This window comes from Acinetobacter sp. RIT698, from assembly GCF_009668065.1.
Classification (GTDB): domain Bacteria; phylum Pseudomonadota; class Gammaproteobacteria; order Pseudomonadales; family Moraxellaceae; genus Acinetobacter; species Acinetobacter guillouiae.
Genome location: NZ_WJYH01000100.1, coordinates 1 through 4,372, shown reverse-complemented (window position 1 = coordinate 4,372; position 4,372 = coordinate 1). Strand labels below are relative to the sequence as shown.

The 4,372-nt window shown below is 33.1% G+C and carries 4 protein-coding genes; 2 read left to right on the top strand and 2 right to left on the bottom strand.

What is annotated here, in order from left to right:
• Window positions 1–468 precede the first annotated feature (468 nt).
• On the top strand, window positions 469–1,632 hold the full coding sequence (locus GJV03_RS21100) for an MFS transporter (protein WP_154131060.1): 1,164 nt from the start codon (window positions 469–471) through the stop codon (window positions 1,630–1,632).
• A gap of 54 nt (window positions 1,633–1,686) precedes the next feature.
• Here GJV03_RS21100 and GJV03_RS21095 read toward each other — a convergent pair whose 3' ends face one another.
• Entirely contained in the window at window positions 1,687–2,382 is a 696-nt protein-coding gene (locus GJV03_RS21095; protein WP_154131059.1) for an LrgB family protein, read from the bottom strand.
• Window positions 2,382–2,822 (bottom strand): CidA/LrgA family protein, encoded by a 441-nt coding sequence (locus tag GJV03_RS21090; RefSeq protein ID WP_154131058.1) that lies wholly within the window; start codon window positions 2,820–2,822, stop codon window positions 2,382–2,384. Before GJV03_RS21090 ends, GJV03_RS21095 begins: the two co-directional genes overlap by 1 nt.
• Before the next feature lie 99 nt (window positions 2,823–2,921).
• On the opposite strand from GJV03_RS21090, the gene GJV03_RS21085 reads away from it, so the two are divergent.
• The gene (locus GJV03_RS21085; RefSeq protein WP_154131057.1) at window positions 2,922–3,821 is read left to right on the top strand and encodes a LysR family transcriptional regulator; all 900 of its coding nucleotides are present in this window, start codon (window positions 2,922–2,924) and stop codon (window positions 3,819–3,821) included.
• Window positions 3,822–4,372: the final 551 nt, after the last annotated feature.

Sequence of the window (4,372 nt, the reverse complement as noted above, 5' to 3'; positions counted from 1 at the left end):
TGAATATCAATCATAACAAACTAATCTAAATATAATTTGATAGCTTCCTATACTTATAAAGTAAAACACTGATTTGCAATATAATAAGTCTAAATTTCTTTTTCCGAGTTATTGGCTGTTAAATATATATACAGCATATCCATGATCTTTTTCTACAATAACCAATCCAAATCTAGATCTAGTAATATCGAGATTAACAGCTCAATCTTTGATAATTATCAAGGTGTTAGGTGTTTTGCGTTAAATTTAGTGCCTCGTAAGTCTGTTACGAATCCAGTAATTTTACCAAATAAGCAAAATATATTTTTATTAAAAGACATTAAATATATAACAGAGTATTATGGGTTTTTGAAAAAATAATGTTTTTTTAGCAGTATACAGTTGAACTACGGATGAGTGCTTTTGAGTACAAATTTATACAACGCTTTATTCCTCTAACTGTTTGAAAATACAAGTGAATGCAACGACATGCAATCTATGCCAATCCAATACAGACTGAGTGGATTTTACTTTTGGTATTATTCAATAGTTGGAACTTTTTTGCCGTATTGGAGCTTATATCTTCAAGATCAAGGATTTAATTATCAAGAAATCGGATTACTGTCCTCTATAGCCATTTTAACCCGTATATTTGCACCCTTTATTTGGGGATTTATCGCAGATAAAACGGGCAAACGAATGTTGTGGGTACGTGTGGCAACCTGGATGGAAGCTACAATCTGGTTTTTGATTTTTATTATTCCCAACAATATGCAATCAATTGCATTTCTGATGTTGATTTTTAGCTTTTTTCAAAATGCCATACTTGCGCAATTTGAAGGTGTAACGCTGTTTTGGCTGGGTAATCAACATACAGCATTGTATGGGAAAATTAGAAAATGGGGTTCTATTGGATTTATTATTGGCGTATTTAGTATCGGTGCGATTTTAGAAGTTATTGCAATTCAATATTTACCAATGATGTTGTTATGTATTGCATTTACAGCTTTTATTTGGTCCTTTTCGATTAAGGAACCCAGCACAGCACCGAGTGCACAAAAAATATTAGAACCATTGCTTCCCATTCTAAAAAGACCTGTGGTTTTTTCATTTTTTATCATTGAATTTATTATGCTTTTTGCACAAGCACCATTTTATAGTTTTTATAGTAATTATTTAAAACTTGCTGGTTACAGTACAACTCAGATTGGCTTTTTATGGTCAGTTGGAGTGATTGCTGAAATTATCATGTTTAACTATGCAAATTTCTTCCTAAATCGTTTTTCATGGCGAAGCTTAGTCGCACTTTGTTTAATCATGACCAGTATTCGATTTATATTAGCGGGTTTATTTTCAGAAAATTTCATTATTCAATTTATTTCTCAAACTTTTCATGCATTTAGTTTTGGTTTATTTCATATTATTGCAATGCGGGTCATTTTGCAGAACTTTGCAGCCAAACAACAGGGCAGAGGGCAAGCGCTATACAGTACCATGTGGGGACTTGGTGTTGCGTCAGGCAGTATTTTAGCTGGGCAATATTGGGAAAAATTATCAGGAGAATATATTTTTATCCTTGCTGGACTTTCAGCATTGCTTGGTTTGCTATTGATTAATTTTTTACCTAAAACCTTACAAACGATTCAAAGATAAATGAATCTCTTTGCTGAAAAGAGATTCAGAACATCCAAATCGATCCTGTACGGATTAAGTTAGTAAATAGACAATGAGGTGTACAATAAAAGGTCCACCCAATACCATAAAAATACCAGCTAAAACCATGGTTAAACTGGCAATAACACCTTCATCTTTATCACGCATATAAGCTTTACTTGTACCAAAACCATGTGCTGCATTACCCAAAGATGCACCTTGTGCAAAGCTTGATTTCAGTCTTAAACAGCCTAATACCAAATCACCAATTAACATACCAGTCACCCCAGTAATCATGGTGAATAAAATCACCAGTTCAACAGAACCGCCGATATGGGTTGTTAGTTCCATTGCAAATGGTGTAGAGATTGAACGAGCCATTAGACTATAGGTTGTTGTTTGGTCAAAATGAAATAACTTAGCAAGGTAGAATGCACTGATCATTCCAGCAAGCATACCAATGACCACACCCATAGAAATTGAAATGAGATGTTCTTTAATGATTTGGCGATATTCAAAAATTGGGATTGCAAAGGCAACAGTTGCAGGCCCTAACATCCATATAATCCACTGACTATCAAGCATATAAGCATCATAAGAAACATGCGCTGACAGTAAAATGGTGATTAAAACAATCGGAACCAAAATTGCTGGAGATAAAATTAAGTATGGAAATTTACGATAAAGTTTTTTGACCAACACATACGCGACTAATGTGATCACTACACAAAATATTGAAATGGCAGACATTATTTATCTCCCGGTAATACATGTACGGTTTTATGAACATGACGTTGTTTCAACTTCCGTTCTAGTTTAAAACCTATATGCACACTATAAGCAGTAAATACCATCACACAAATTGTACCCAGTACAACCACAACAATCAGTTGCCAACCCTCAGTCATAAATAGGTTTTTATATTTCATTAACCCGATAAAACAAGGAATAAAAAATAGTACCAATTCACCTAGAATGAAATCTGAGCCTGATTTAATCCAATTTAATTTAAAAATACCCGTCATGAGTCCAATCAAAACCATAAATAAGCCAATCACAGCTGCCGAAATAGGTAAATTAAATTGTTTTTGTATGATTGAACCAATCCACCAAATCAAAATTAAAAGCCCAATTTGCAATATGACTTTATAAATTGATGAAATTTGGTGGCTTTGAGTACGCGTAGACATTTTATTGCAGATATTTTAAAAAGATGAGTTATTTTAGTTGCAAACATCACATCATATTATGAATAATTAAACCATAATTATGCGATTTTGGAATAATTAATGGATATTAAAAATCTTAAAATTTTTGTAGAAATCGTCAATTGCGAAAGTTTTACTTTGGCTGCTGATCGTTTGTTCATGACACAGCCTACAATCAGTAAATCAATTAAACATTTAGAAGAAGAACTCGGTACGGCTTTGTTTAAAAAAGGTGAAGCTGGAAGAAAAAGGGAAGTTGTACTTACCTATATTGGTGAATTAATTTATCAACACGCTTTAAATATCTTAAATGAACAAAAGCAAATATTTGATAATATAGATCAAGTACAGCAGTTAAAAAAAGGTAAATTAACCATAGGCTTGCCACCATTAGGTTCAGTATTACTTAGCCCTTTAATTGCTTTATTTCACCAAAATCATCCTGATATTCAATTGAAGTTCTTGGAAGTTGGTGCCAATGGTATTGAGGAAGCAATTGCTGATAAAAGTATTGATGTTGGGATTTTACTCGGTAATTTAAGGCCAAGTTTTGCGGCAATTCCTGTGATAGATTCACCAATGTGTTTGTTAGCAAGGAAAAATTCACATTGGAATCAACGAGATTCAGTAAATTTGCATGAACTTAGAGAACAAACGTTTTTACTTTATGCTGATTCTTTTACATTAAATAAGATGATTATACAGGCTGCAAATTCTGTAGGTTTTGAACCAAAAGTGGTGTGTAAAAGTAGTCAGTGGGACTTTATCACCAAAATGGTGGAGTTTAATATGGGGATCGCCATATTGCCCAAAATTTATTGTGATCAGTTAGATCAAGGGAAGTTTTGCTCAGCAATCCTTAATGAACCTAAATTACATTGGACATTGAGTATGGCTTGGAATACGACTGTAGCAATGAGTCCAGCAACCAAGGCTTGGTTAACGATTGTAGAGATGCATCGAGATAAAATTCATTTCTAGATGGATTGATAGCTTTTAAGTCTTAATAAATTGAGGTTGGTGTGGCTCAGGTTAAATTTTATAAATACTAAAACTTATTTATATCAGTGTCTTAATATAAATTATTTCGCATAATGTATATTATGTTAAATAGAATATCCAAGACTGTGGCTACACAACGCTATTGCTGCCACAGATCGGCACCGTAAATTTAGAAATTATAATTCACGGTGCCGACTATCCTAAGTAACATAATATTCGTTATGCAAAATCCTGCGCTATTATTTGGGACAAGAGTTTTTGCTGTAGTGGACATCGATGTCGGAATATTATGGAAATTCAAAATTTACCAATGTTTAACAACTTATACAGAAGTTGAAATGTTACATAATTTACTAGCTCAATTCTGTGTGGAATCTACCTTCCCCTTCAAGATCTCCATTTGAAAAAGAAGAAAATATAACTTTCTTGAATTAATTCTGTAAATAAATGTAGATAGGATTTGGAGGATCACTGCCAAAGAGTTTTTTATCTCGTTCTTTTTGCCATTTTTTACAGCGATTATTGATATC

What these genes read in the sequence shown, in the direction of transcription:
- GJV03_RS21100 (WP_154131060.1), top strand. Translation starts at nt 469, where the DNA reads ATGCAATCTATGCCAATCCAATACAGACTGAGTGGATTTTACTTTTGG.
- GJV03_RS21095 (WP_154131059.1), bottom strand. Translation starts at nt 2,382, where the DNA reads ATGTCTGCCATTTCAATATTTTGTGTAGTGATCACATTAGTCGCGTAT.
- GJV03_RS21090 (WP_154131058.1), bottom strand. Translation starts at nt 2,822, where the DNA reads ATGTCTACGCGTACTCAAAGCCACCAAATTTCATCAATTTATAAAGTC.
- GJV03_RS21085 (WP_154131057.1), top strand. Translation starts at nt 2,922, where the DNA reads ATGGATATTAAAAATCTTAAAATTTTTGTAGAAATCGTCAATTGCGAA.